Annotated in this window: 20 protein-coding genes; 8 read left to right on the forward strand and 12 right to left on the reverse strand. The window is 61.6% G+C overall.

Annotation, left to right across the window (positions count from 1 at the left end; all coding sequences use genetic code 11):
• Nucleotides 1–3: 3 nt before the first annotated feature.
• Nucleotides 4–540, reverse strand: coding sequence for an inorganic diphosphatase (ppa, locus tag MB02_RS06640; protein WP_067534415.1), 537 nt, complete (start codon nucleotides 538–540; stop codon nucleotides 4–6).
• A 219-nt stretch (nucleotides 541–759) separates the two neighbouring features.
• On the opposite strand from ppa, the gene hisS reads away from it, so the two are divergent.
• From hisS to metK, 6 genes are all read left to right on the forward strand, one after another.
• Nucleotides 760–2,010, forward strand: a complete 1,251-nt coding sequence (gene hisS, locus MB02_RS06645) for a histidine--tRNA ligase (protein ID WP_067534418.1) — start codon at nucleotides 760–762, stop codon at nucleotides 2,008–2,010.
• Nucleotides 2,007–3,077 carry a peptide chain release factor 1 gene (gene prfA / locus MB02_RS06650; protein WP_067534421.1) on the forward strand — a complete coding sequence of 357 codons (1,071 nt, stop codon included), beginning with the start codon at nucleotides 2,007–2,009 and terminating at the stop codon, nucleotides 3,075–3,077. The genes hisS and prfA overlap by 4 nt, the downstream gene beginning before the upstream one ends.
• A gap of 1 nt (nucleotide 3,078) precedes the next feature.
• Nucleotides 3,079–3,930: a peptide chain release factor N(5)-glutamine methyltransferase gene (gene prmC, locus MB02_RS06655; protein ID WP_067534425.1), complete on the forward strand. Its 852-nt coding sequence runs from the start codon at nucleotides 3,079–3,081 to the stop codon at nucleotides 3,928–3,930.
• A gap of 202 nt (nucleotides 3,931–4,132) precedes the next feature.
• Nucleotides 4,133–4,888 carry a DUF4167 domain-containing protein gene (locus tag MB02_RS06660; RefSeq protein ID WP_235829447.1) on the forward strand — a complete coding sequence of 252 codons (756 nt, stop codon included), beginning with the start codon at nucleotides 4,133–4,135 and terminating at the stop codon, nucleotides 4,886–4,888.
• Between the two features lie 124 nt (nucleotides 4,889–5,012).
• The gene (gene lnt, locus MB02_RS06665; protein ID WP_082826020.1) at nucleotides 5,013–6,587 is read left to right on the forward strand and encodes an apolipoprotein N-acyltransferase; all 1,575 of its coding nucleotides are present in this window, start codon (nucleotides 5,013–5,015) and stop codon (nucleotides 6,585–6,587) included.
• A gap of 50 nt (nucleotides 6,588–6,637) precedes the next feature.
• The gene (gene metK, locus MB02_RS06670; protein WP_067534428.1) at nucleotides 6,638–7,876 is read left to right on the forward strand and encodes a methionine adenosyltransferase; all 1,239 of its coding nucleotides are present in this window, start codon (nucleotides 6,638–6,640) and stop codon (nucleotides 7,874–7,876) included.
• Between the two features lie 43 nt (nucleotides 7,877–7,919).
• Here metK and MB02_RS17650 read toward each other — a convergent pair whose 3' ends face one another.
• The 4 genes from MB02_RS17650 to MB02_RS06690 all read right to left on the reverse strand — a co-directional run bounded on the left by MB02_RS17650 (nucleotide 7,920) and on the right by MB02_RS06690 (nucleotide 10,383).
• Nucleotides 7,920–8,252: a DUF123 domain-containing protein gene (locus MB02_RS17650; protein ID WP_082826047.1), complete on the reverse strand. Its 333-nt coding sequence runs from the start codon at nucleotides 8,250–8,252 to the stop codon at nucleotides 7,920–7,922.
• Between the two features lie 184 nt (nucleotides 8,253–8,436).
• Entirely contained in the window at nucleotides 8,437–8,985 is a 549-nt protein-coding gene (locus MB02_RS06680; protein ID WP_067534431.1) for a glutathione peroxidase, read from the reverse strand.
• Between the two features lie 31 nt (nucleotides 8,986–9,016).
• Nucleotides 9,017–9,676, reverse strand: coding sequence for a CoA transferase subunit B (locus tag MB02_RS06685; protein WP_067534434.1), 660 nt, complete (start codon nucleotides 9,674–9,676; stop codon nucleotides 9,017–9,019).
• Nucleotides 9,676–10,383, reverse strand: coding sequence for a CoA transferase subunit A (locus MB02_RS06690; RefSeq protein WP_067534437.1), 708 nt, complete (start codon nucleotides 10,381–10,383; stop codon nucleotides 9,676–9,678). Before MB02_RS06690 ends, MB02_RS06685 begins: the two co-directional genes overlap by 1 nt.
• 491 nt (nucleotides 10,384–10,874) lie before the next feature.
• Here MB02_RS06690 and MB02_RS06695 point away from each other — a divergent pair, with 491 nt between their 5' ends.
• Nucleotides 10,875–13,181 (forward strand): CDC48 family AAA ATPase, encoded by a 2,307-nt coding sequence (locus tag MB02_RS06695; protein WP_067534440.1) that lies wholly within the window; start codon nucleotides 10,875–10,877, stop codon nucleotides 13,179–13,181.
• A 66-nt stretch (nucleotides 13,182–13,247) separates the two neighbouring features.
• Here the strand turns inward: MB02_RS06695 and MB02_RS06700 are convergent, their stop codons facing one another.
• From MB02_RS06700 to polA, 3 genes are all read right to left on the reverse strand, one after another.
• Nucleotides 13,248–14,309, reverse strand: coding sequence for a mechanosensitive ion channel family protein (locus tag MB02_RS06700; RefSeq protein ID WP_067535004.1), 1,062 nt, complete (start codon nucleotides 14,307–14,309; stop codon nucleotides 13,248–13,250).
• 80 nt (nucleotides 14,310–14,389) lie between these two features.
• Nucleotides 14,390–15,745 carry a sensor histidine kinase gene (locus tag MB02_RS06705; RefSeq protein ID WP_082826021.1) on the reverse strand — a complete coding sequence of 452 codons (1,356 nt, stop codon included), beginning with the start codon at nucleotides 15,743–15,745 and terminating at the stop codon, nucleotides 14,390–14,392.
• Nucleotides 15,732–18,572, reverse strand: coding sequence for a DNA polymerase I (gene polA / locus MB02_RS06710; protein ID WP_067535010.1), 2,841 nt, complete (start codon nucleotides 18,570–18,572; stop codon nucleotides 15,732–15,734). Before polA ends, MB02_RS06705 begins: the two co-directional genes overlap by 14 nt.
• A 265-nt stretch (nucleotides 18,573–18,837) precedes the next feature.
• On the opposite strand from polA, the gene MB02_RS06715 reads away from it, so the two are divergent.
• A complete protein-coding gene (locus tag MB02_RS06715; RefSeq protein ID WP_067534443.1) occupies nucleotides 18,838–19,086 on the forward strand; it encodes a hypothetical protein in 249 nt (82 codons plus the stop codon).
• A gap of 187 nt (nucleotides 19,087–19,273) precedes the next feature.
• Here the strand turns inward: MB02_RS06715 and bla are convergent, their stop codons facing one another.
• From bla to groES, 4 genes are all read right to left on the reverse strand, one after another.
• Nucleotides 19,274–20,287: a class A beta-lactamase gene (bla, locus tag MB02_RS06720; RefSeq protein ID WP_067534446.1), complete on the reverse strand. Its 1,014-nt coding sequence runs from the start codon at nucleotides 20,285–20,287 to the stop codon at nucleotides 19,274–19,276.
• Nucleotides 20,288–20,466: 179 nt separating this feature from the next.
• A complete protein-coding gene (locus MB02_RS06725) occupies nucleotides 20,467–21,093 on the reverse strand; it encodes an aspartyl/asparaginyl beta-hydroxylase domain-containing protein (protein ID WP_170304654.1) in 627 nt (208 codons plus the stop codon).
• 313 nt (nucleotides 21,094–21,406) lie between these two features.
• On the reverse strand, nucleotides 21,407–23,047 hold the full coding sequence (groL, locus tag MB02_RS06730) for a chaperonin GroEL (protein ID WP_067534452.1): 1,641 nt from the start codon (nucleotides 23,045–23,047) through the stop codon (nucleotides 21,407–21,409).
• 53 nt (nucleotides 23,048–23,100) lie between these two features.
• On the reverse strand, nucleotides 23,101–23,388 hold the full coding sequence (groES, locus tag MB02_RS06735) for a co-chaperone GroES (protein ID WP_067534455.1): 288 nt from the start codon (nucleotides 23,386–23,388) through the stop codon (nucleotides 23,101–23,103).
• Nucleotides 23,389–23,459: the final 71 nt, after the last annotated feature.

The raw sequence follows: 23,459 nt of genomic DNA on the forward strand, positions 1-23,459 counted from the left end.
TGTTCAGGCTTTCGCGGCCTTTGCGCGTTCGATTGCTTCCACGACCACCTGCCGCGCTTCAGCCGCATCGCCCCACTGGCCGATACGGACCCACTTTTCGGCTTCCAGGTCCTTGTAATGGGTAAAGAAGTGCTCGATCTGCTGAAGCACGATCGAGGGCAGATCCTTATGTTCACCGACATCGGTGTAATAGGGGAAAGTCGTGTCCACGGGGACGCAGATCAGCTTCTCGTCTCCGCCGTGTTCGTCTTCCAGATTGAGCACGCCGATCGGCCGGGCACGAACGACGCAACCCGGAATGAAGGGGGAGCGGGCCACAACCAGCGCGTCCAGCGGGTCGCCGTCGGGCGACAGCGTATGCGGGACGAAACCGTAATTCGCCGGGTAACGCATCGGGGTGTGGAGGATGCGGTCGACGAACAGGGCGCCCGACGCCTTGTCGAACTCGTATTTCACGGGTTCGCCACCGGTCGGCACCTCGATGATGACGTTGAGGCTCTCGGGCGGATTGTCACCCGTAGGGATCTTGTCGATTTGCATGACGCGAGCCTCTAGCGGCAGGAATCGCCTTCGCCAATATAGACCTTGGTGCGACGCACAAAAAATGGCCAGGCGGGTCGTTTGCGCCACTCCTGGCGGGCGTGGCGGGACATTTTCGTGGCGCCGCCGACATTCTGCGTGGCGGGCAGAGCCCAATTCGCATCGTAAAATGACCATTCCCCGCTTCAATTTACGGTAATCACGCTCTAAGCGCGGCCCATGGCGAAAGAGACACCCCAGGCCATCCGCGGCACGCAGGATATTTTTGGCGCAGAAGCCGAAGCCTTCGCACGCGTGGTGGAAACATTCGAACGCATTCGCAGGCTCTATCGTTTCCGCCGGGTGGAAATGCCGGTGTTTGAAAAGACCGCGGTCTTCTCCCGCTCGCTGGGGGAAACGACCGACGTGGTTTCGAAAGAAATGTATTCGTTCGAAGATCGCGGCGGGGACTCCTTGACGCTGCGGCCGGAATTCACCGCCGGTATCGCGCGCGCCTTCCTTACTGACGGCTGGCAGCAATACGCGCCGCTGAAAGTCGCGACTCACGGGCCGTTGTTCCGTTATGAGCGTCCGCAAAAGGGGCGCTACCGCCAGTTCCACCAGATCGACGCGGAAGTGATCGGCGCTGCCGAGCCTCAGGCCGATGTCGAACTGCTGGTCATGGCGGACCAGTTGCTGAAAGAGCTGGGCGTGGCCGATGGGGTGACACTGCAGCTCAATACGCTGGGCGATGCCTTGAGCCGTGAGGCATGGCGCGATGCGCTGGTGGAATATTTCCAGGACCACAAAGCTTCCTTGTCCGAAGACAGCCAGGACCGGCTGGAGCGCAACCCGCTGCGCATTCTTGATTCCAAGGATCCGCGCGACAAGCCGTTCACTGCGGACGCGCCGAAGATCGACGATTTTCTCTCCGGCGAAGCGCAGGACTTTTTCGGCAAGGTCACCGACGGATTGCAGGTCGCAGGCGTGGCTTGGACGCGGGCACCTTCGCTGGTGCGTGGCCTGGATTATTACCGCCATACCGCATTCGAATTCGTGACGGACCGGCTCGGTGCGCAAGGCACCGTTCTCGGCGGTGGTCGTTACGACGGGCTGATCGAGGCATTGGGCGGGCCGCACACGCCAGCCGTCGGCTGGGCCGCAGGGATAGAGCGGCTGGCCATGCTGCTCGACGACACGGGCGAAGCGCCGTTGGAAGTCGCGGTCGTTGCCGAACATCGGGAGCAGGAACTGGCGGCAGAGGGCCTCGTCACCGCGTTTCGTCGTGCGGGGATCGTATCGGAGCTTTACGCCACCGGCAGTCCGCGCAAGCGGTTTGACCGGGCGCGCAAGGCGGGGCCGGAAGCGATCGTTTCGCTGGATGTGCGCGATGGCACAGAGTCGCGCAGCCTCAAGCTGTTGAATGAGAATACGGCCAAGGCGGCAGCGCTGAACGCGGTGTTCGAAGCATTCTTCGCAGGTAGCGCATGATCATCCCTGACGAGCGCCTGGCCCAATTGGCCGCGCGTTTTGCGGAACTGGAAGCGCGGCTGGCATCCGGCACTCTGGAAGGGGAAGCTTTCGTCGCCGTCAGTCGCGATTACGCCGAACTGGAACCCGTTGCCAAAGTGGCGGAAGAAGTGCGCGAAATGCGCGGGGAACTGGCTGAACTTGCCGCGCTGGACGACAGCGATCCGGAGATGAGAGCGCTGGCCGAAGAGGAAGCGGCCCGGCTGCGCAAGCAACTTCCCGAAGCGGAACGGCGGCTGGCATTGGCCATGTTGCCGCGCGATTCGGCGGACAGTCGCCCTGCGATGCTGGAAATTCGCGCCGGAACGGGCGGGGACGAAGCGGCACTGTTCGCGGCCGACCTGTTCCGCATGTACGAACGCTACGCAGCGGAGCAGGGCTGGCGTGTCGAGATGATCAGCGCCAATGCTTCCGACATTGGCGGTTTCAAGGAAGTGGTCGCCAACATTACGGGGCAGGGCGTGTTCGCGAAGCTCAAGTTCGAGAGCGGCGTCCACCGGGTGCAGCGGGTGCCGGTGACGGAAAGCGGCGGGCGCATACACACCTCTGCCGCGACAGTTGCCGTGTTGCCCGAACCGGACGAAGTCGATGTCCAGATCGACGACAAGGATCTCAAGATCGACATCTATCGTGCCAGCGGCGCCGGCGGTCAGCACGTCAACACGACCGATTCGGCCGTGCGCATCACGCACTTGCCGACAGGGTTGGTCGTCATCCAGCAGGACGAGCGTAGCCAGCACAAGAACCGCGCCAAGGCTATGCAAGTGCTGCGCACGCGGTTGTTCGATCTCAAGCGCGCCGAAGCGCATGGTGCGGAAGCGGAAGCGCGCAAGGCCATGGTCGGATCGGGCGACCGGTCGGAACGCATCAGAACCTACAATTTCCCGCAAGGCCGCGTGACCGATCACCGGATCGGACTGACTCTGCACAAACTGCCGGAAATTCTCGAGGGACCCGGACTGGGCGAATTGATCGACGCGCTGATCGCCGAGGACGAGGCCAAGCGTCTCGCGGCTATGGGGGACTGACATGCAGGTGGCGCGGGCCCTGCGCGATGCGGCGGGCGCGTTGGCGGCTGTTTCCGACACGGCACGGCTCGACGCCGAAGTGATGATGGCCGGCGCGCTGGGGGTTTCCCGCTCCGACTTGCTGTTGCGGCATATGGGCGACGGGGTCCCCGACTGTTTCGCAGACTTCGTTGCCCGGCGTATGCGGCATGAACCGGTCGCCTATGTGGTCGGGCATCAGGAATTTTACGGGCGGGACTTTCTCGTGACGCCGGAAGTGCTGATTCCGCGCGGAGACAGCGAAGTGCTGGTCGAAACGGCATTGGGCGAAGCGCCGGATGCCCGCAGAGTGCTCGATTGCGGAACGGGCTCCGGCGCGTTGGTGTTGTCGGTGCTGGCGGAAAGACCGGATCTGAACGGCGTCGGGATCGACCGGTCGCTGGGCGCGCTGGCTGTTGCGGCGGCGAACGCGGCGCGGCTGGGGCTCGCGCACCGGGTGCGGATGCTGCGGCGGGATTGGGACATGCCTGGCTGGAGTGACGGGCTCGGCCCATTCGGGCTGATCCTTGCCAATCCCCCCTATGTCGAGATGGACGCGTGCCTTTCGCGCTCTGTGCGCGACTATGAACCGGCAGGGGCGCTGTTTGCCGGGCCGGACGGACTGGCGGCCTATCGTGTGCTGCTGGCGCAGTTGCCTGCCATGCTGGACGAGAGCGGTGTGGTACTGGTGGAGATCGGCGCCGCGCAGGCCGATGATGTGCGGGCCATTGCCGAAGCGGCAGGTTTCGACGCCCGGCTGCAACATGACCTTGGAGGCAGGCCGCGCGTATTGGTGTTACGATTTGGGCTTGGCAAGGCGGGGCAACCTCGCTAACCACGCCGAGACCGCCGGTCGGATGAAAATTCCCGACTGGCAGGTCGCGCTCCAAAATTTGCACATGCTCGCAGGGCCTGAAGGTCATGCAGTCATGCAGATGGAGGGACCATGCATTCGGCAAGTCCTTCGCATGGACGGGATTATGCGACCAAATGGGTGCGGGGCGCCCTCCCGGTCACGATTGAGGATGATATTTCCCTTGAACAACAATCGCAGCAATCGCCGCAGGGGCCGTGGCAACAATCGTCCGCAGGGCGGCAACCAGATCAACCGTATCGACAGCCGGGCGCGGGGCAATGCACCGCAACTGCTGGAAAAATACAAGAAGCTGGCCCACGATGCCTCGCTCAACGGCGACCGCGTCCAGATGGAATATTATCTGCAGTTCGCGGATCACTACTTCCGGGTGATAGCGGATACCAAGGCCCGTCAGGACGAACAGCGTGCCCGCCGTGACGAACAGCGCGAGCAGTCCGGCGACAACGAAGACAATGACGAGGATTTCTCCAGCCGTTCGTCTGATCGTGGCCGTGGCCGCCGCCAGGAACGCGAAGAGACGCAGTCCGACGACAGCAATAGCAATACGGATAGCGAGAGCGAGCGGCAGGAAGGCGGCAGCGAATACGAACCGCAGCCAAATCCCTTCACGCGCGGTAATCGCGAACGGCCCGCCACGCGCCGTCCACGCAAGCCCCGGCAGGAAGCCAGCGAGGACGAGAGCAACGACGGCGATAGCGCTGAAAGCGGCAGGAAATCTCGCCGCAGCGCAGAGCCGAGCCTCGATCCGGCCGTGCTGCCGCCGTCCATCGGTTCGAGCAGCGATGAAGCGGAAGAGGCACCGGCCCCTGCACCCCGCCGTCGCCGGACCACGCGCGCCAAGCCGGCCGCCAAGGATGACGCGGCGAAGGACAGCAGCCCCAAGGGCGACGACGAAACGCTGCAGAAGGTTAGCTGACGTTCGTTACACCGGTGCGGCAAACGGGGTTCTCCCGATGCGCGCGTGCCTATTTGGCCCGGTGTAGTCGAAACTGCGGCTAATCGGCTTGCACTGCTCTCCATCGCGCGGCACATGTCGTGCGATGGGTGCGGCCAGCCTTCTTCCCGAACGACTTGCACGTCACCCACGTTGGCTGGCGCTGCTGCTCGGCGCCATTTCCGCAACGGGTTTCCAACCTCTCGCACTCTGGCCGCTGACATTGATTGCGGTCGGCGTCCTGTTCCTGCTGATCGCGGGAACCGGCCGGATTCGCGATGCATGGACGCTCGGCTGGCTGTTCGGCTGGACGCATTTCACTCTTGGCAACAACTGGATCGCGACGGCCTTTACCTACCAGGCCGAAATGCCTGCTCTGCTGGGCTGGCTGGCTGTTCCATTGCTGGCGCTCTATCTCGCGGTCTATCCGGGGCTTGCTGCCGCCGCCGCCAAAGCGATTGCGGGCAAGAGTGGCGGCTGGTCGCTGGCGTTTGCTTTCGCCGGCTGCTGGATCGTTGCCGAATGGCTGCGCGGCTGGGTCTTTACCGGTTACGCATGGAACCCGTTGGGCGTGGTTCTGTTGGGCAACTTTGATTCGCAAGGGCTGGCGTTTCTCGCTCCCTGGCTCGGTACTTACGCGCTTTCGGGTATGGCGGCCCTGATTGCGGCAGGCGGGGCGGTGTTGGCGGCGCGCAAGCAACTGCTGCCCCTTGCCGCCGCGGTGGCGGTCGTGATCGCGGGCTGGTTTCTGCCGGCTCCGGCGGAGCGGCCCGGCAAGCTCGCGCTGACGCTGGTGCAGCCCGATGTCCGGCAGGAGGAGCTGAACGATCCGCGCCGTTTCGAAGCGCAATTCGCCCGCATTGCCAGCTTGAGCATACCTGAACGCCGGGATGCGACCCGGCTGGTCCTGTGGCCCGAATCCGGAGTGCCGGATTACTTGCGCGACGGATATCCCCAGCGTTTCTATCAACAGATGACGGCAGGTGGCGATCCTGCCTATGCCCGTGCCCGTATCGGCCGGGTGATCGGGCCGCAGAGCCTGCTTATGACGGGCGCGGTCGATCTCGAAATCGCTGACGGGCAAGTTGCCGGAGCACGTAACGTGGTGACGGCGATCGACGGGCAAGGGCACATTCGGGCCGGCTATGCGAAGGCGCATCTGGTGCCGTTCGGTGAATATCTCGCCCTGCGGTGGTTGCTCGAACCGCTGGGGGCGACTCGTCTGGTCGCAGGGGCACTTGATTTCTGGCCGGGTCCGGGGCCGCGGACACTCGACCTTGGCCGTTGGGGCAAGGCGGGGATTCAGATCTGTTACGAAATCACGTTTTCGGGTGAAGTGACCGATCCCGCGGCCCGCCCGGACTATATCTTCAACCCGTCGAACGATGGCTGGTTCGGAAGCTGGGGCCCGCCCCAACATCTCGCGCAGGCGCGCCTGAGGGCGATCGAGGAAGGCTTGCCGGTCCTGCGCGCCACCACCACCGGCATCAGTGCGGTGATCGATGCGCACGGGATCGTGCGCCACCATGTCCCCAGGCACCGGGCCGAGCGGATCGACACATACGTACCGGAGGCACTCCCGCCGACACTGTTCGCACAGTGGGGGAACAGGCTGGCGCTTGGGTGGGCAATCGCCCTGCTGCTCATCGCGCTGGTTGCCAGACGAATCGGGCGCGGCTAGACCGCGCGAACCAGATTTCATCCCAGAGTTTGGGGAAGGACCGACGCCGCATGCGCGCCAATTACCTGTTTACTTCCGAAAGCGTTTCTGAAGGCCATCCGGACAAGGTTTCCGACCAGATTTCCGATGCCATTGTGGATCTCATGCTCAGCAAGGATCCGGAATCCCGCGTCGCTTGCGAAACGCTGACCACCACCAACCGGGTTGTGCTGGCCGGCGAGATTCGCTGCAAGCCGATGTACGACGAAGACAAGCCGGAATGGGAAGCCAACGGCTTCTGGGCACCCGGTGCGCAAGAAGAGATTGAAGAGACCGTTCGCGCCGTGGTGAAGGACATCGGTTACGAGCAGGACGGTTTCCATTGGAAAACGCTGGAATTTTCCAATTACCTGCACGGCCAGTCCGCTCATATTGCCCAGGGCGTCGATTCGAGCGGAAACAAGGACGAAGGGGCTGGAGACCAGGGGATCATGTTCGGTTTCGCATGTGACGAAACACCAGACCTGATGCCTGCGACTCTGGATTACAGCCACAAGATCCTGCAGCGATTGTCCGCCGACCGGCACGCTGCGAAAGTGTCCTTCCTTGAACCTGACGCCAAGAGCCAGGTAACCTTGCGGTTTGAAAATGGCCAGCCGGTCGCCGCGACCGCGATTGTCGTTTCGACTCAGCATGCGCCGGAATATGACGATGGGGAAAAGGAAGCCGAGCTCAAGGCCTACGTGAAGCAGGTCGTGGCCGACATTCTGCCGGCGGAGCTGCTTTCGGACGAAACGGTCTATCACATCAATCCGACCGGGACTTTCGAGATTGGCGGTCCGGATGGAGATGCCGGGCTGACGGGGCGCAAGATCATCGTCGACACCTATGGCGGCGCATCGCCCCATGGCGGCGGGGCTTTCTCAGGCAAGGACCCGACGAAGGTCGATCGTTCCGCCGCCTATGTAACCCGCTATCTGGCAAAGAATATTGTCGCGGCGGGCCTTGCGAAACGGTGCACGATACAGGTCGCTTATGCGATCGGGGTGTCGGAACCGCTGTCTTTGTATGTCGACACCCATGGCACGGGCTCGGTTCCTGACGAGCAACTCGAACAGGCGGTTGCCGCGGTCGCCAAGGACAAACTTGGTGGGCTGACCCCCCGCGGTATTCGTGAAGGTCTGGGCCTGAATAAGCCGATCTATCGCACGACGGCCGCTTACGGCCATTTCGGGCGCAAGCCCGAAGGCGATACGTTCCCCTGGGAACGGACCGATCTCGGCGATGCATTGAAAGCGGCACTGGGCTGACGAAGCGCTGACCCGTCGCGCCTTTTGTTGTGGTGCCGGGTGGTCAGCTTTGCCAGCGCAGGAGATGCGACGGGCAGGTTGTACAATCACTACTGCCGAAGCCCGGCAATGCCGGCCCGAACAGCCGTGTCCGGGTAAGGTGTGCGGCGATTGCGCATTCGGAACCCTGGGCGATGGCCAGTGCCTCGATTGGCTCTGCCAGAACGGTGAGGTGATCGACATGCCAGTGCAAGGTCTTGTCGCGCCGGAAATGGCGGCGTAGCCGCGCTCTTATCCCTCCGGGACCATAGGCGCTGCCGCAATAGGCATACCAGCCGGCAGGAAGGGTGGTTGCGGCGCGCTTGTGCGAAAAGACTGCGGGCGCTTCGAACCGCATCAGGAGCAAATAGGCTCCTTTCTGCGGAGGGGCGCATTCGATTGTCTGCGGGTGTACGTCCACCGCGCCGTGGAGCGACCGTCGTATCTGCGCAAGCAATGCATGGGCGGAAGTATCGGCCAGTTTGCTTGCCTTCGCAAAACGCTGACGCCCCACCGTCACACGACGAGGCGTCAGCAGAACATCACTGGGCCAATGCCTTTTCCACGGCGGAAACCAGCATCGGATCATCCGGCGCGACGGTCGGGGCGAAGCGTGCTACGACCGCACCATCCTTGCCGACGAGGAACTTCTCGAAGTTCCACAAGACGTCGGGGTCCTGCGTCGGCGTCATGCCAAAGCCCCGCAGCCGTTCGCGGAAGCTTTCCGCATCGCCTTCCTTGTCAGGCATCGCTTCGGTCAGCGCGGCATAGAGCGGCTGCTTGGCGTCGCCGGTAACGTCGGCTTTGCTGAACATGGGAAAAGTGACGCCATAGTTTGCAGAACAGAACTGGGCGATTTCCTCGTTCGAGCCGGGTTCCTGGGCGCCGAAGTCGTTCGCCGGGAAGCCCAGCACTTCGAAACCCTTGTCCTTGTACTGGCCGAACAGTTTTTCCAGCCCTTCATATTGGGGCGTAAGGCCGCATTGCGAGGCGACATTCACGACGAGCAGGACCTTGCCCGAATGGTTGGCAAGGCTGTCGCCGCTGCCGTCGAGGCGGGTCAGCGGAATTGCAGTGATATCAGTGGCCATGTTTCTCTCTCCCGATTGATATCTGGCGGCCCTATTCGATGTATTGGGCCGTGGTCTTCTCTCTAACTTCGTCCCTGGTGACGCCGGGTGCAAGCTCGATCAGTTTGAACGGTGCAGTGTGGTCGGGGCGCTGGAAGACGGCGAGGTCAGTCACGATCATGTCGACCACGTTGCGGCCGGTCAGCGGCAGGGTGCAGGCCGGGATGAACTTGGGGTCGCCGTTCTTGGACACATGTTCCATCACCACGATGATTTTCTTGACCCCGGCGACGAGGTCCATCGCCCCGCCCATGCCCTTGATCATCTTGCCCGGAATCATCCAGTTGGCGATGTCGCCGCCCTCCGACACTTCCATTGCGCCCAGCACGGTCAGGTCGATATGCCCACCGCGAATCATGGCGAAGCTCTGTGCGCTGTCGAAATAGGCCGAATGGGCCAGCTCGCTGATGGTCTGCTTGCCGGCATTGATCAGATCGGCGTCTTCTTCGCCTTCATAGGGGAACGGGCCGATGCCGAGCATCCCGTTTTCCGACTGCAGCGTGACCTCGATACCTTCCGGCACGTGATTGGCCACTAGCGTCGGAATGCCGATGCCGAGATTGACGTAGAAGCCATCCTGCAGTTCGCGCGCGGCGCGAGCGGCCATCTGGTCGCGGGTCCAGCCCTTGGCGAGGTGGTCGTGAGCGGTCATCAGGCAGCCTCCCTCGTGCGGGTGGTAACGAATTCGATCTTTTTGTCGTAAGGCGCGCCAACGATCATGCGCTGGACATAGACACCCGGCAGGTGGATGCAGTCGGGATCCAGGGAGCCCTTGGGCACGATTTCTTCCACTTCGACCACACAGGCCTTGCCGCAGGTGGCGGCGGGGAGATTGAAATTGCGCGCCGTCTTGCGGAACACGAGATTGCCGGTTTCATCGGCCTTCCACGCCTTCACGAGACTGAGGTCGGCGAAAATTCCGCGTTCGAGGATATATTCCTCTCCGTCGAAGACTTTCACTTCCTTGCCTTCGGCCACAGCGGTACCGACGCCGGTCTTGGTGTAGAAACCCGGAATGCCCGCCCCGCCGGCGCGCATGCGTTCGGCCAGTGTGCCCTGGGGGCAGAATTCCACTTCGAGTTCGCCGGAGAGAAACTGGCGTTCGAATTCCTTGTTCTCCCCCACATAGCTGGCGATCATCTTCTTCACCTGGCGTGTGCGCAGCAGCTTGCCGATGCCTTCGTTGTCGATGCCGGCATTGTTGGAAGCGAAAGTCAGATCCTTCACCCCACTGTCGCGGACTGCGTCGAGCAGGCGTTCGGGGATACCGCACAGACCGAATCCCCCGGCGGCAATCAACATGCCGTCAGTGAGCAATCCATCCAATGCAGCCTCTGCGCTGGGATAAAGTTTGTTCATCGTATCCTTTCCGATGGAATGGGCGGGATGTTGCAATGCACATAACCGCTTGGGACGAGGCTGTCATCCTGCGGGAAGGTTTTGGTAAGCCGGGAGGCATTTCGTGCCTGCCACCCAATTGTGCGATGCAGCAATTTATACGGCATTTGAGCGCTTATGGTGCGATTCAGGTGTGCAAATGCGAAATGAAATTTAAAAAAATCAATTAGAATCAATGCAAAAAATCGTAATTGCAAAATTTGCAACATTGGATGAGGTTTTCGCACTTGCGAAAAAACAAGCTCAGAGCCATAAAGACAGTGCCTTTCAGGCATCCTCTCCCAAAACTTCCAAGGCCCGGTTGGCAACGACCGGGCCCTTTTTTTGCCCTTTCGGCACTTTGCCGCAAGGCACAATTCCGCCCGTGCGCAGAACATCTCCTCCGCCGTTCGTTTGCAATCCTCCATGTGCGTACCTAGCTTCGCTGAACAACGAGGACAGGAGAACGCGTCATGGCTGATGCGGAAGCGGCGGTTAAGGACAAATCGGTAAGGCTGCAAGTTGCCGCAGCGCGGCAGGAGGAAAGCGGCCAGGGCATTGCCCGCATGCCGAAATCAGCCTTTGCCGCCCTCGGCATCACCGAAGGCGATGTTGTCGAAATTTCGGGAAAGCGGTCCACCGCGGCCATTGCAATTCCTGCCTATCAAGAGGACCAGGATCTGGATGTCGTCCGGCTGGATGGCTTGCAAAGGGGCAACGCCGAAATCGGTTCGGGCGAACACGTCAAGATTCGCAAGGGCGAATCGCGCCCCGCAACACGGGTTGTATTCGCTCCGGCCCAGCGGGAAATGCGCTTGCAGGGGCCAACCCATGCGTTGAAGCGAAATTTCTTCCGCAAGCCGCTGGTTGCGGGGGACCTTGTCGCGACTACCGGGCAACAGCCGGTCACTGACATGCCTCAGGAAGTGCGGCGCATGTTCAATGCCCCCGCCTACGCATTGACGCAGATTCGCCTGCAGGTCGTATCGACTGCCCCGAAGGGCATCGTTCACATCGACGAAAATACCGAAGTCGAGCTCCGTGCCGAGTTCGAGGAGCCGCGCGACGGGCGTGGAACGGTCAATTACGACGACGTCGGCGGCATGGGAGAGACGATTCGCCAGTTGCGCGAAATGGTCGAATTGCCGCTGCGCTATCCGGAGCTGTTCACCCGGCTGGGTGTCGATCCGCCGAAGGGCGTTCTGCTGCATGGCCCGCCAGGCACGGGCAAGACGCGGCTGGCGCAGGCTGTCGCGAATGAAAGCGATGCGGAGTTCTTCACTATCAACGGGCCCGAAATCATGGGTTCCGGATATGGTGAGAGTGAAAAGCGCCTGCGGGAAGTGTTCGAGGAAGCGGCACGAGTCGCGCCGTCCATCGTCTTCATCGATGAAATCGATTCGATCGCGCCGAAACGCAGCCAGGTCCCCGGCGAAGCGGAAAAGCGCCTTGTCGCGCAACTGCTCACTTTGATGGACGGGCTCGACGCCCGTACCAATCTGGTCGTGATTGCGGCAACCAATCGGCCGGATGCGATTGATGAAGCCTTGCGCCGGCCGGGCCGGTTCGACCGCGAAATCGTGATTGGCGTGCCGGACGAATCCGGCAGGCGTGAAATTCTTGCGATTCACACGCGTGGCATGCCGCTGGGCGTCGGAGTGGATCTCAAGGAACTGGCGCGCACTACGCACGGCTTCGTCGGGGCCGATATTGCGGCCCTGACGCGCGAGGCCGCGATCGATGCGGTGCGGCGAATCATGCCCAAGCTTGACCTGGACGAACGGACCATTCCGCCCGAAGTGCTGGATGAACTATGCGTGGAACGGGACGATTTCGTCGCCGCGCTCAAGCGTGTCCAGCCGAGCGCCATGCGCGAGGTGATGGTGGAGGAGCCTCACGTCGGCTGGTCCGATATTGGCGGACTGGGCGAAGCGCAGGACAAGCTGAAGGAAGGCGTCGAATTGCCGCTGCGCAATCCGCAGGCGTTCCGCCGGCTCGGTATCCGTCCGGCCAAGGGCTTTCTGCTCTATGGCCCGCCGGGTACGGGCAAGACCCTGCTGGCCAAAGCTGTCGCGAAGGAGGCGGAAGCCAACTTCATTTCGATCAAGAGTTCCGACCTGCTCAGCAAGTGGTACGGTGAAAGCGAACAGCAGATCAGCCGTCTGTTTGCGCGCGCGCGGCAGGTTGCCCCTTGCGTCGTGTTCATCGACGAGATCGACAGCCTCGTTCCGGCGCGTGGTTCGGGCGACGCAGAACCGCAGGTTACGGCTCGCGTCGTCAATACGATCCTTGCCGAAATGGATGGGTTGGAAGATCTCCAGTCCGTTGTCGTGATTGGTGCCACGAACCGGCCCACTCTGGTCGATCCGGCGTTGCTGCGCCCAGGCCGCTTTGATGAACTGGTCTATGTCGGTACGCCGGATGAAGGCGGCCGGGTCCATATCCTCAAGATCCATACGCGCGACATGCCGTTGGCGGACGATGTCGATCTGGCCGCGATTGCCGCGCAGACGGAACGGTTTACCGGCGCGGATCTGGAAGATGTGGTGCGCCGCGCTGGCCTTGTCGCCATCCGCCGGTCCGGGGAGAATGCCGATACTGTCACGGCGGGCGATTTCGCCCAGGCGCTGGAGGATTCACGCGCGACTGTGACGGCGGCAATGGAAACCGAATATGCCAAGATGAAAGGCGAATTGAAGAAACGTGCGGCCGAAGTCCGTCCGATCGGGTTCATCTACGATGGCATGGTCGAACCGACACGGGAAAAGAAGCACGACTGACCACTGTTCCCACATCCGGGCGATCCATCCGGGTGTGGGGCAGCCGTCACTATCGGGCAGGGGTGATCAGGCGTCGGTGGCTGGCGTGAGAGCGGGCAGGCCGTTAGCCTCAAACCGCTGACGCACAATGGCCCCTGGCTGATTTTCACGCACCCACGCCAGCATGGCTTCGCGAATGTCGCAACGCAGATCGAACGCCTGCGAGGCGTCCTTCGCGCTCATCAACAGCCGGACTTCGATCGAAGTCGCTGTGGCGTCCGTCACCTGCAATACCTGCACGCGGCCATCCCATAACTCGTGAGCCTTCACCTGCCGCTCGAATTCCGTGCGCAAGGGGGCGATATCGGTCATCGGATCAAGGTAGAGCAGCACCGGGGCCAGCAAGGCGGCACCTTCCCGGGTCCAGTTCTGGAAAGTTTCTTCGAGGAACTTGGGTGTCGGCACGACCAGTCGCCGTTCGTCCCACGTCCGCACGATAACATAAGTTGTGCGAATATCCTCGATCCGGCCCCATTCCCCGTCGATAATCACGACGTCGTCGATACTGATCGGCTCGGTCAGGGCCATCTGGAACCCCGCGATCAGCGACTTGAGCGCGGGCTGGGCTGCGGCGCCGACCGCCAGACCGGCAAGGCCGGCCGACGCCACCAGAGTAACACCGATATCGCGCACGCCCGGTATGGAAAGCAGCATCAGCCCGACGGTGACGAAGATGATCACGAAGCTGGCAATGCGTGAGAGAATGGCCAGCCGTGTGCGCCGCCTGCGCGCATTACGATTGTCCGGCACGCTGATGTCGTTGTGCAGTTCCACCGTCTTGACCAGCGCATGCAGGATCGCGAGCGCGATCCAGCCGACCAATGCAGGCATGATGAACCCGGCGACACGTTGCCAGACGTGTTCGAGGGCCGGCGTCTCGCGCGCGGCAAGCACGATGGCCAGAGCCACCAGTGCATAGCGCGTGGGGCGTGCCAGTCTGGCAGTAACGATGTCGTCGGCTGCATTGTCGCTGGCCTTGGCGATCCGGCGCAGGATGCGAAAGACGATCCGGTGGAGCACCAATGCGGCCAGTATGGCAATGGCGAGAGTCACCGCTGCCCACCACAGCATTTCAATGGAGCTGGACATTCGCGATGACAATTCGTGGAGAAAATCGGCCATCGCGAGAGAGTATGGGCCCCAACCTGCAGGTGCAAGGGGCCGAAACGTCAGTCCAGAGGGAAAGCAATCGAGACCTGGCAACCGTTGGGCGTGAAAGTCCGCTCGATTGATCCCTGCAATTGCCGGGCGGAACTGTCCATCAGCATGCTGCCGAAACCCTTCCGTTCGCTTGGGGCGCAGCCCTGTGGGCAGTGCTCCTCCCATTCGAGCGAGAGGTGTTGCCCTTGCTCGTCGAGAGTCCATGCGATCTTCAATGTCCCATCCTGGCTCCACGCGCCGTATTTGACGGCATTGGTGGCCAGTTCGTGGAGGACGAGACCCAGCGGCTGCACCTTGGCGGGCGGCAATGGCACAGTCGGCCCTGCGATCGAGCAGCCGGTGTGTTCGGACCGGTGAGGGGCCAGCGTCGTTTCGATCAGATCGGAAAGATCCGCCGCCTTGCGGCTGGTCGTGTTCCCCTGGGTGACTTCGTGCGCGATCAGCAGAGCCTGTATGCGATCGGCAATACTCTCGATCACAGGCTTTGCCTGGGGCGCACTGCGAACGCTCAACCTCACGATGGCAAGAATGACTGCGAACAGGTTCTTCACCCGATGATTGAGTTCCTTTGCCAGCAGGTCTGCGCGGTCGCGTGCTTCAGCCAGATCGGCGGCATGCGCTTCTGCAGCCTCAGCTCGCGCGGCCTGAACAGCCTGCCGCCACCCAAGCGCGAGAGCGCCCAGCAGCATTACCAGCAGCAGCAGCAGCATAGGCAGAACGCGGGCCTCTGCCACGGCTGAGCGGGTCGTTGCCTCTGCCAGCACGTTCTGTTCGATGCGCTCCATCTCACCCAGCGCGCGGCGCAGCCTGTCCATCACCTCCTGACCTTCGTCGCTCAGGAAGCGGGCCTGTGCGTCGGCCAGTTCTCCACGTTCGATCATCCCGACCGAATCGTCGATCTCCGCGAACTTTGCCGATGTGAGCTGGTCGATTTCGGTCAGCAGTTCCTTCTGCCGTTCCGTGGCCTGGCCGTCGATCAACTGTCTCAAGCGGTCGAGAGCGGGACGATACTGTTCGTGTCCGAGCCGGTATGGGGCGAGGTACCGCTTGTCGAGCGTGATGAAATAGCCGCGTTCGCCCGTTTCGGCATTGATCGCGGCGTGGCCGACATTACGCAATTCCAGCAGGATCTCGCTGGTCTTGCTGGCCTGCGCGCGTTGGTCACGTTCGGCATCGATGGTCGAGATGATCAGGATGACCGCCGCGACGAGGGAAATCCCGATCAGGGCGAACAGGACGAGCTGCGGCAGGGGCGCGCTGCCCGGCCGCCCCGACAGCGTCCGAAAAGCTGCGGCGATCCGTTGGCCCACAGTGGCGGGGACGCTGGTTACAGCGCTGGGTTGAGATGATTCAATGGGCGGCATCCCAGTTTACTCCGGTGCCGATGGCAACGCCCAACGGCACTTCCAGTGTTACAGCCGGCCCGGCGGCATCGTCCATCACTCGTTCAATTACGGCTGAGGCCGCTTCGACGTCCTTCTCGGGAACTTCGAAGACAAGTTCGTCGTGCACCTGCAGCAGCATGCGGACATGGCCAAGGCCTGCCGCATCGAGTTCGGGCATCATGCGAATCATCGCGCGTTTGATGATATCGGCGCAAGCGCCCTGCAGCGGTGCGTTGATCGCAGCCCGTTCGCTGCCCTGCCTTTCGGCCTGGTTTTTCGAGTTGATGCGGGGAAACCATGTCTTGCGGCCAAAGACCGTTTCCGAATAGCCGCGTTCCCGCACCTGTTCCAGCGTGGTCACGATGTAGCGTTGAATGCCGGGAAAGCGTTCGAAATAGCGGTCGATCATCGCTTGCGCTTCGTCGGCATCGACGCCGAGCCTTCCAGCCAGTCCCCAGCGCGAGATGCCATAGAGGATCGCGAAATTGATCGTCTTGGCCCGCGCGCGCGTGTCGCGATCCACATGGCCGAACATCTCCTCAGCCGTGCGGGCGTGAATATCCTCACCTTTGGCGAAGGCATCCTTCAATGCCGGGACATTGGCGAGTTCCGCAGCCAGTCGCAATTCGATCTGGCTGTAGTCTGCGGCAAGCAGGATATTGCCCTCTTCCGCGACGAAAGCCTCCCGTATCCGGCGGCCGATTTCCGTGCGGGCCGGAATGTTCTGCAAATTGGGGTCGGTCGACGAAAGCCGCCCTGTCTGGGCACCGACCAGACTGTAGCTGGTGTGTACTCGCCCGGTTTGCGGATTGATCGCAGCTTGCAAGGCGTCGGTATAGGTCGACTTCAGCTTTGCCAACTGGCGCCAGTCGAGCACTTTGGTGGCGATTTCCGCCCCCTGACCGGCCAGCTTTTCCAGCATCGACTGGTCAGTGGAATATTGGCCGCTCTTGCCCTTGCGCCCGCCCTTGTAGCCCAGCTTGTCGAACAGGATCTCTCCCAGCTGCTTGGGGCTGCCGATGGTGAATTCCTGGCCGGCAAGGCCGTGAATCTCCTGTTCCAGTGCGCCGAGGCGGTCGGCAAACTCGGTCGATAGACGCGCGAGCTGTTCGCGATCAACCTTGATTCCGTGCCGCTCCATCTGGGCGACCACCGGGATCAGCGGGCGGTCGACCCGTTCGTAGATCCGGGTGCCGCCCTCCTGCGCGATCCGGTCACGCAGGATGCGGTGGAGCCGCCAGGTGATGTCGGCATCTTCGGCAGCGTATTCGGTTGCCTTGTCCAGCTGAACCTCGCCAAAAGGTATCGCAGCCTTGCCGGTTCCACAGACTTCCTTGAACTTGATCGTGGTGTGGCCGAGATGCCGTTCGGCAAGTTCGTCCATGCCGTGGCCGCCGATGCCATCTTCCGCACGGCCCGCGTCCAGATCGAAGCTCATCACCATGGTGTCGTCGACCGGGCCCATGGCAATGCCATGTCGGGCCAGCACATTGATGTCGTATTTCACATTTTGCCCGATTTTCAGGACGGCCTCGCTTTCGAGTAGAGGCTTGAGCCTGGCGATAGCCTCATCCAGAGGGACTTGCTGAGGCTTTTCGGCAAACATGTCCGAGCCGCCATGGCCCAAAGGTATATAGCAGGCTTCGTTCGGCCCGAGAGCAAGGCTCACGCCGACGAGATCGGCCTGAATAGCGTCAAGCGCGCTGGTTTCCGTATCGACAGCGACTGCGCGTGCATTGAATGCGCGGGAAATCCAGTCTTCAAGGTCGGACAGGGTCTGGACGCAGCGATAAGCCGTTCGATCGACTGGCGGCATTTCCGGCAAGTCCTGCCGGCTGCCTTGCGACGCGCCGGAGGATGGTTTCCCGGCATTTCCGGTTGCCGCCGAATCGGACTGATTCGAAGAGGGCGCCTTGCCTGCCGTTGTGTCCAGCCGCCGAAGCAGGCTGGAAAAACCATGGTGCTTGAGAAAGGCCGCGAGCGGATCGGGCGGGATTTCGCCCAATTTGAAGCTCTCCAGCGACAAGGGAAGATCGCAGTCCTGCCTCAGCTCCACCAGAACGCGGCTGAGACGCGCCATTTCTGCCTCATCGATCAGCCTTTCCCGCATCTTGGAGGGTTTCATGCCTTCCGCCGCGGCCAGGGTGCTTTCGAGGTCGCCGTATTCCTGGATCAGCTTGGTTGCCGTCTTGGGGCCGATTCCCCGGATGCCGGGAATATTGTCGACCGAATCGCCCATCAGCGCGAGGACATCGCCGACCTTTTCGGGCGGGACGCCGAATTTCTCCATCACTTCAGGTACGTCGATTCGCTGGTTTTTCATCGTATCCAGCATGTCGATATGGCCGCCGCCGTCGCTATCGCCGATGAGCTGCATCAGGTCCTTGTCGGACGACACAATGGTGACATCCCAGCCATTACGGGCGGCTTCGCGCGCGTAGGATGCGATCAGATCGTCGGCTTCCAGCCCCTCTTCCTCGATGCAGGGCAGGCTGAATGCCTTGGTCGCATCGCGAATCAGGGGGAACTGCGGAACCAGATCTTCGGGTGGGGGCGGGCGGTTGGCCTTGTAATGTTCATAAAGTTCGTTGCGGAACGAAGTGCCCGATTTGTCGAGAATCACGGCCAGATGCGTGGGGCCGTCCGCCTCATGCAGATCCTTCGCCAGTTTCCACAGCATGGACGTGTATCCATAGACCGCACCAACAGGCGTGCCCTCCGGGTTGGTAAGGGGTGGAAGCCGGTGATAGGCCCGGAAAATGTAGGCGGAACCGTCGATGATGTAGAGATGTTGCTTGTCGGCCATGCGGCTTCGTAGCAGCGCCTTGGCCATCGGTCAGCCGGTTTCAGTTCGTTCGGGATGATGTCATTAAAATGTCGTAATCCTGCGCCAAGGCCATTGGCGAACGAGGCGATGTGGTCCGGTGTGAAAAAGTGCCGTACCGCGAACACGCTTGCATCGTCTCTCAATGACGATTATTTGTGCGCGCGAAGTCTGCCCTAGGGGGGAGGCTTTACGTATGGCTCGATAAGGCCTGCGTATTCCACTCGCTGTTCAAGGATTGCTATACATGCGCAAGATCGTTCTCGCTGCCGCCGCTGCCGCTGGTGCTCTGACTCTCGCGGCTTGCTCGGAAAAGACCGAAGAAGCTGCTGCTGATACCGCTGACTCGGCAATGGCCGACGCGGAAGCTGCTGCTGACACCGCGACCGACGCCGCTGCTGACGCTACTGACGCCGCTGCTGAAGCCACCGACGCTGCCGCTGACGCTGCTGCTCCGGCTGAAGCTCCGGCTGCTGACGCTCCGGCGGCCGAGTGATCTTCTGATCCATTCGGAAACGGAAAGGGCGCGACCTGATGGTCGCGCCCTTTTTGTATCTGCCTGATTCGTATCTCTAACACATGGTACCGGTTGCAAGCCGGCTGCTGCGGATCGCGGTCACAATCGCCTAACAAACAGGTAGCGGTGACGCGGTAGGACCCGCGAAACCGCTTCTCCTTACCCGTCAGTAGCGCGCGTTCACCCAGTGGGTGTTGTCGTTCGCAGCCAGCTGCGTGTAACCGTCATATATAGCCTTCGCGATTTCTGCGATGCGATGTTCACGAGCGAGGCGGGTCCCTTGCCCCGTGACATAGATGGCGACAGCATAGGCCCGCCCGTCCGATGTCTTGATAATACCGATGTCGCTGGATGTGTTGTTCAGCGATCCGGTCTTGTGGGCAACCTGAACGTCTTCCGGCAACAGGGCGCGGATGCGCCGCTTGCCGGTAATGCACCGTTCCATCGCCCCGATCAGGACGTCACGGCTTGCCTGGCTCAGCCAGCGGCCCTTGTACAATCCGCTCAGCAACTGGACCATGGCATGGGGCGTTGCGCTGTCGCGCGGATCGATATGCGATGCGGGATCGAATTCGCCGTCATCGCGGACCAGCGTGGCAATATCGCGGTCGATCCGGAAATCCTTGATGCCTGCCTTGCGGACCCAGCGATTGACCGCTTCCGGCCCGCCGATGACGGCCAGCAGTGCGTCTGTCGCATTATTGTCGCTCCGCGTGATCATCCGCTCGATCAGATCGTGGGCGGGCAAATAGGCCCCTTTGCGAACCGGGGCGGTTGCGCTTGAAAAGGGTTGAGACCGTACCGGGATCAGCAGCGGATATTCGCTTGTCAGGCTCCAGCGCCCGTTGTCCACGCCATCCAGAAAAGTGGCGGCAATCGCGATTTTGCTGGTGCTCGCCATGGGGAAGCGCTGATCCCCCAGAATGGCAACTTCGTGGCCGTCGGAGAGATCGACTGCCGCGACCCCGATCCTTCCCTGCGCTCCGTTGGCAAGGCGCGCAATCTGCGCCTCGAACGGATTTGCATAGCCTTCGTTGAAATCCTTGGGGACGCGGAACTCGGTTCCGAGCACCGCATCGAAGCTGGCGCCATAGTCCTGAGGGTTTGCCTGCAGCGGCTGGGCGGCCAACATGCCAAGGCCCAGCGCCATTACCAATCGTCCGATTGTCTTGCGCATCATATGCCTATCCTACCCGTCCTTGGTTAGCGGAAACATAACGCCAACCGCGTGTTTTAGACAAGCCGGGGCCAATCAGGTGGTCGTGCGAATGCGGTGAACCGAGCGGTATGTCCGTCAGATGTAACTGATTTCTTGCGGGAATTGAGCCGCTGCGGTCCATCCCTGCCTGTCGGTGCGGGCTATCGCGCCCCAATTGCGCGGCGGGCATCCTGCACGAAGCTCGACATACGGACACCCTGGTAGATCAATTGGCTTGCGAGACGCCCGGCTGGCCGCATGGGGCGCCGAACCTGCAAAAACAGCACGACGCGCAACTGGTCGGTATCGTTCCACACCTCGTGCGGATAGGTTTCGTCAAAGACCAGCCATTTCCCCTCGCGCCACTGTGCGCCCGTCCCGGCCACTTCGATTTCGCAGCGTTTATCGCTGTCAGGTACCATCAGCGGCAGGTGGCAATTAAGCCAGGCTTTAGTGAGGCCCCGGTGTAGGGGGACATGCGTTCCAGGTTCCATGATGGAAAAGAAAGCCACGACCACTCCGGGAACCCGATCGATCAACTCCGCCGTGTGGGGGCAGCGGGCACAGTTGGCATCCGACCGGAAGCCGTAGCCCTGGAAGAAAAAGCTCTTCCAGGCGGCTGTGCGGGCAATCCTGCGGTGATCGGGCGAGATTTCGCCAAGTGGCGGGATCACCTCTCTTGTGTCGATCAGGTGCATGGCCTCAGTCTGGATGACCCGCCAGTGCCGTTGCAAATCGCCAAGGCCCTCGATGGCGGCGGGATCGACGAAGGGGGTATCCGCGATCATGGATTGCTTTGCCAGCCAACGATTGACGGGCCTGCGCAAAATTTTCCCCATGCGGACTACCGGGGTCTGGCGCTTTCGGGCTTTCGGAGCAGCCCGGTGGGAGACAGGGCGATCAGGCCCTGCGGAGTCATTTATATGACCGCTTGCCATGCACCCTTATTAGCATTTTGCACGGGGCAAGCCCACTGCCTGTAGTTCCAATTGTGCTGCAGGGTGGGGGGAGTGGGCGGAAAGGCACCTGTGTTGCAGGTATGAAAAAGGGCCGGAAGATCGCTCTTCCGGCCCCGTTTTCGGTATCGTCAGGACGAGGGGTTTAGAAACCCATGCCGCCCATGCCACCCATGTCAGGCATCGGCGGAGCAGCCGGCTTGTCTTCCGGCTTCTCAGCGATTGCCGCTTCGGTGGTGATCAGCAGGCCGGCAACCGAAGCTGCATCCTGCAGAGCGGTGCGGACGACCTTGGTCGGGTCGATAACGCCAGCGGCAACGAGGTTTTCATAAACGTCGGTCGCGGCATTGAAGCCCTGCGTTTCGTCGTCTTCACGCAGCAGGTTGCCCGACACGACAGCGCCGTCGAAGCCGGCGTTGGTCGCAATCTGGCGAACCGGGGCCATGATCGCCTGACGCACGATGTCGACACCGCGAGTCTGGTCGTCATTTTCACCCTTCACGCCTTCGAGAGCCTTGGTGGCATAGAGCAGAGCCGTGCCGCCGCCCGGGACAATGCCTTCTTCCACTGCGGCGCGGGTCGCGTGCAGGGCGTCGTCGACGCGGTCCTTGCGTTCCTTCACTTCCACTTCCGAAGCGCCGCCAACCTTGATGACTGCAACGCCGCCTGCGAGCTTCGCAAGACGTTCCTGCAGCTTTTCGCGGTCGTAGTCGCTGGTGGTGGTTTCGATCTGGGAGCGGATCTGTTCGACCCGTGCCTTGATGTCGTCAGCCGAACCGGCGCCATCGACGATGGTCGTGTTGTCCTTGTCGATGGTGACCTTCTTGGCCTGGCCAAGCATGTTCAGCGTAACGCTTTCCAGCTTGATGCCGAGATCTTCGCTGATCATCTCACCGGCGGACAGGATCGAGATGTCCTGCAGCATGGCCTTGCGGCGGTCGCCGAAGCCCGGAGCCTTGACGGCAGCGATCTTGAGGCCGCCACGCAGCTTGTTGACCACCAGAGTGGCCAGCGCTTCGCCTTCGATATCTTCCGCGATGATCAGCAGCGGACGGCCGCTCTGCACCACTGCTTCGAGAATCGGCAGCATCGACTGCAGGTTCGACAGCTTCTTCTCGTGGATCAGGATGTAGGGATCCTCGAGTTCCACGGTCATCTTTTCGGGGTTGGTCACGAAATAGGGCGACAGGTAGCCGCGGTCGAACTGCATGCCTTCAACGACATCGAGTTCGAATTCGAGGCCCTTGGCCTCTTCCACGGTGATCACGCCTTCCTTGCCGACCTTGTCCATGGCTTCGGCAATCTTTTCGCCGACTTCACGGTCGCCGTTGGCGGAGATGATGCCGACCTGGGCGATTTCGGAGGAACCGGAAACGTCCTTCGAACGGCCCTTGAGGTTTTCGACGACCTTGCCGACAGCCAGATCGATACCGCGCTTCAGATCCATCGGGTTCATACCGGCGGCGACGGACTTCATGCCTTCGCGGACGATCGCCTGAGCAAGAACGGTGGCAGTGGTGGTGCCGTCGCCTGCCGCGTCGTTAGCCTTGCTGGCGACTTCGCGCAGCATCTGGGCGCCCATGTTCTCGAACTTGTCCTTGAGTTCGATTTCCTTGGCGACAGTTACGCCGTCCTTGGTGATGCGGGGAGCGCCGAAGCTCTTGTCGATCACGACATTGCGGCCCTTGGGGCCCAGCGTGACCTTTACGGCATTGGCCAGTGTATCGACACCGGCGAGGATGCGTTCGCGTGCGTCGCGCGAAAATTTCACGTCCTTGGCAGCCATTGTGAGTATTCCTCTCTAGAAAATTCCTGAATGGGAGAAAGCGTCGGGTGCGATCAGGCGATCACGCCCAGAATGTCGCTTTCCTTCATGATCAGCAGGTCTTCGCCATCGACCTTGACCTCGGTGCCGGACCATTTGCCGAACAGCACGCGGTCGCCAGCCTTGACGTCCAGTGGGGTAACCTTGCCGTCTTCCGAACGGGCGCCCGAACCAACGGCGACGATTTCGCCTTCGCTCGGCTTTTCCTTTGCGCTGTCGGGGATGATGATGCCGCCGGCGGTCTTTTCCTCGGCTTCGATGCGACGGACAAGAACGCGGTCGTGCAACGGACGGAATGCCATGTGTCTGACCTCTTCCAATTGGGTTGATCTGATCTTGGCACTCTCGACATGAGAGTGCCAGCGGCGGGCAT

The sequence above is a fragment of the Croceicoccus estronivorus genome, assembly GCF_001625325.1.
In the GTDB taxonomy this organism is placed as follows: domain Bacteria; phylum Pseudomonadota; class Alphaproteobacteria; order Sphingomonadales; family Sphingomonadaceae; genus Caenibius; species Caenibius estronivorus.

Excerpts from the sequence above, each read along its gene's own strand:
- ppa (WP_067534415.1), bottom strand. The coding sequence starts at position 540 with ATGCAAATCGACAAGATCCCTACGGGTGACAATCCGCCCGAGAGCCTC.
- hisS (WP_067534418.1), top strand. The coding sequence starts at position 760 with ATGGCGAAAGAGACACCCCAGGCCATCCGCGGCACGCAGGATATTTTT.
- prfA (WP_067534421.1), top strand. The coding sequence starts at position 2,007 with ATGATCATCCCTGACGAGCGCCTGGCCCAATTGGCCGCGCGTTTTGCG.
- prmC (WP_067534425.1), top strand. The coding sequence starts at position 3,079 with ATGCAGGTGGCGCGGGCCCTGCGCGATGCGGCGGGCGCGTTGGCGGCT.
- lnt (WP_082826020.1), top strand. The coding sequence starts at position 5,013 with ATGGGTGCGGCCAGCCTTCTTCCCGAACGACTTGCACGTCACCCACGT.
- metK (WP_067534428.1), top strand. The coding sequence starts at position 6,638 with ATGCGCGCCAATTACCTGTTTACTTCCGAAAGCGTTTCTGAAGGCCAT.
- MB02_RS17650 (WP_082826047.1), bottom strand. The coding sequence starts at position 8,252 with ATGCGGTTCGAAGCGCCCGCAGTCTTTTCGCACAAGCGCGCCGCAACC.
- MB02_RS06680 (WP_067534431.1), bottom strand. The coding sequence starts at position 8,985 with ATGGCCACTGATATCACTGCAATTCCGCTGACCCGCCTCGACGGCAGC.
- MB02_RS06685 (WP_067534434.1), bottom strand. The coding sequence starts at position 9,676 with ATGACCGCTCACGACCACCTCGCCAAGGGCTGGACCCGCGACCAGATG.
- MB02_RS06690 (WP_067534437.1), bottom strand. The coding sequence starts at position 10,383 with ATGAACAAACTTTATCCCAGCGCAGAGGCTGCATTGGATGGATTGCTC.
- MB02_RS06695 (WP_067534440.1), top strand. The coding sequence starts at position 10,875 with ATGGCTGATGCGGAAGCGGCGGTTAAGGACAAATCGGTAAGGCTGCAA.
- MB02_RS06700 (WP_067535004.1), bottom strand. The coding sequence starts at position 14,309 with ATGTCCAGCTCCATTGAAATGCTGTGGTGGGCAGCGGTGACTCTCGCC.
- MB02_RS06705 (WP_082826021.1), bottom strand. The coding sequence starts at position 15,745 with ATGCCGCCCATTGAATCATCTCAACCCAGCGCTGTAACCAGCGTCCCC.
- polA (WP_067535010.1), bottom strand. The coding sequence starts at position 18,572 with ATGGCCGACAAGCAACATCTCTACATCATCGACGGTTCCGCCTACATT.
- MB02_RS06715 (WP_067534443.1), top strand. The coding sequence starts at position 18,838 with ATGCGCAAGATCGTTCTCGCTGCCGCCGCTGCCGCTGGTGCTCTGACT.
- bla (WP_067534446.1), bottom strand. The coding sequence starts at position 20,287 with ATGATGCGCAAGACAATCGGACGATTGGTAATGGCGCTGGGCCTTGGC.
- MB02_RS06725 (WP_170304654.1), bottom strand. The coding sequence starts at position 21,093 with ATGATCGCGGATACCCCCTTCGTCGATCCCGCCGCCATCGAGGGCCTT.
- groL (WP_067534452.1), bottom strand. The coding sequence starts at position 23,047 with ATGGCTGCCAAGGACGTGAAATTTTCGCGCGACGCACGCGAACGCATC.
- groES (WP_067534455.1), bottom strand. The coding sequence starts at position 23,388 with ATGGCATTCCGTCCGTTGCACGACCGCGTTCTTGTCCGTCGCATCGAA.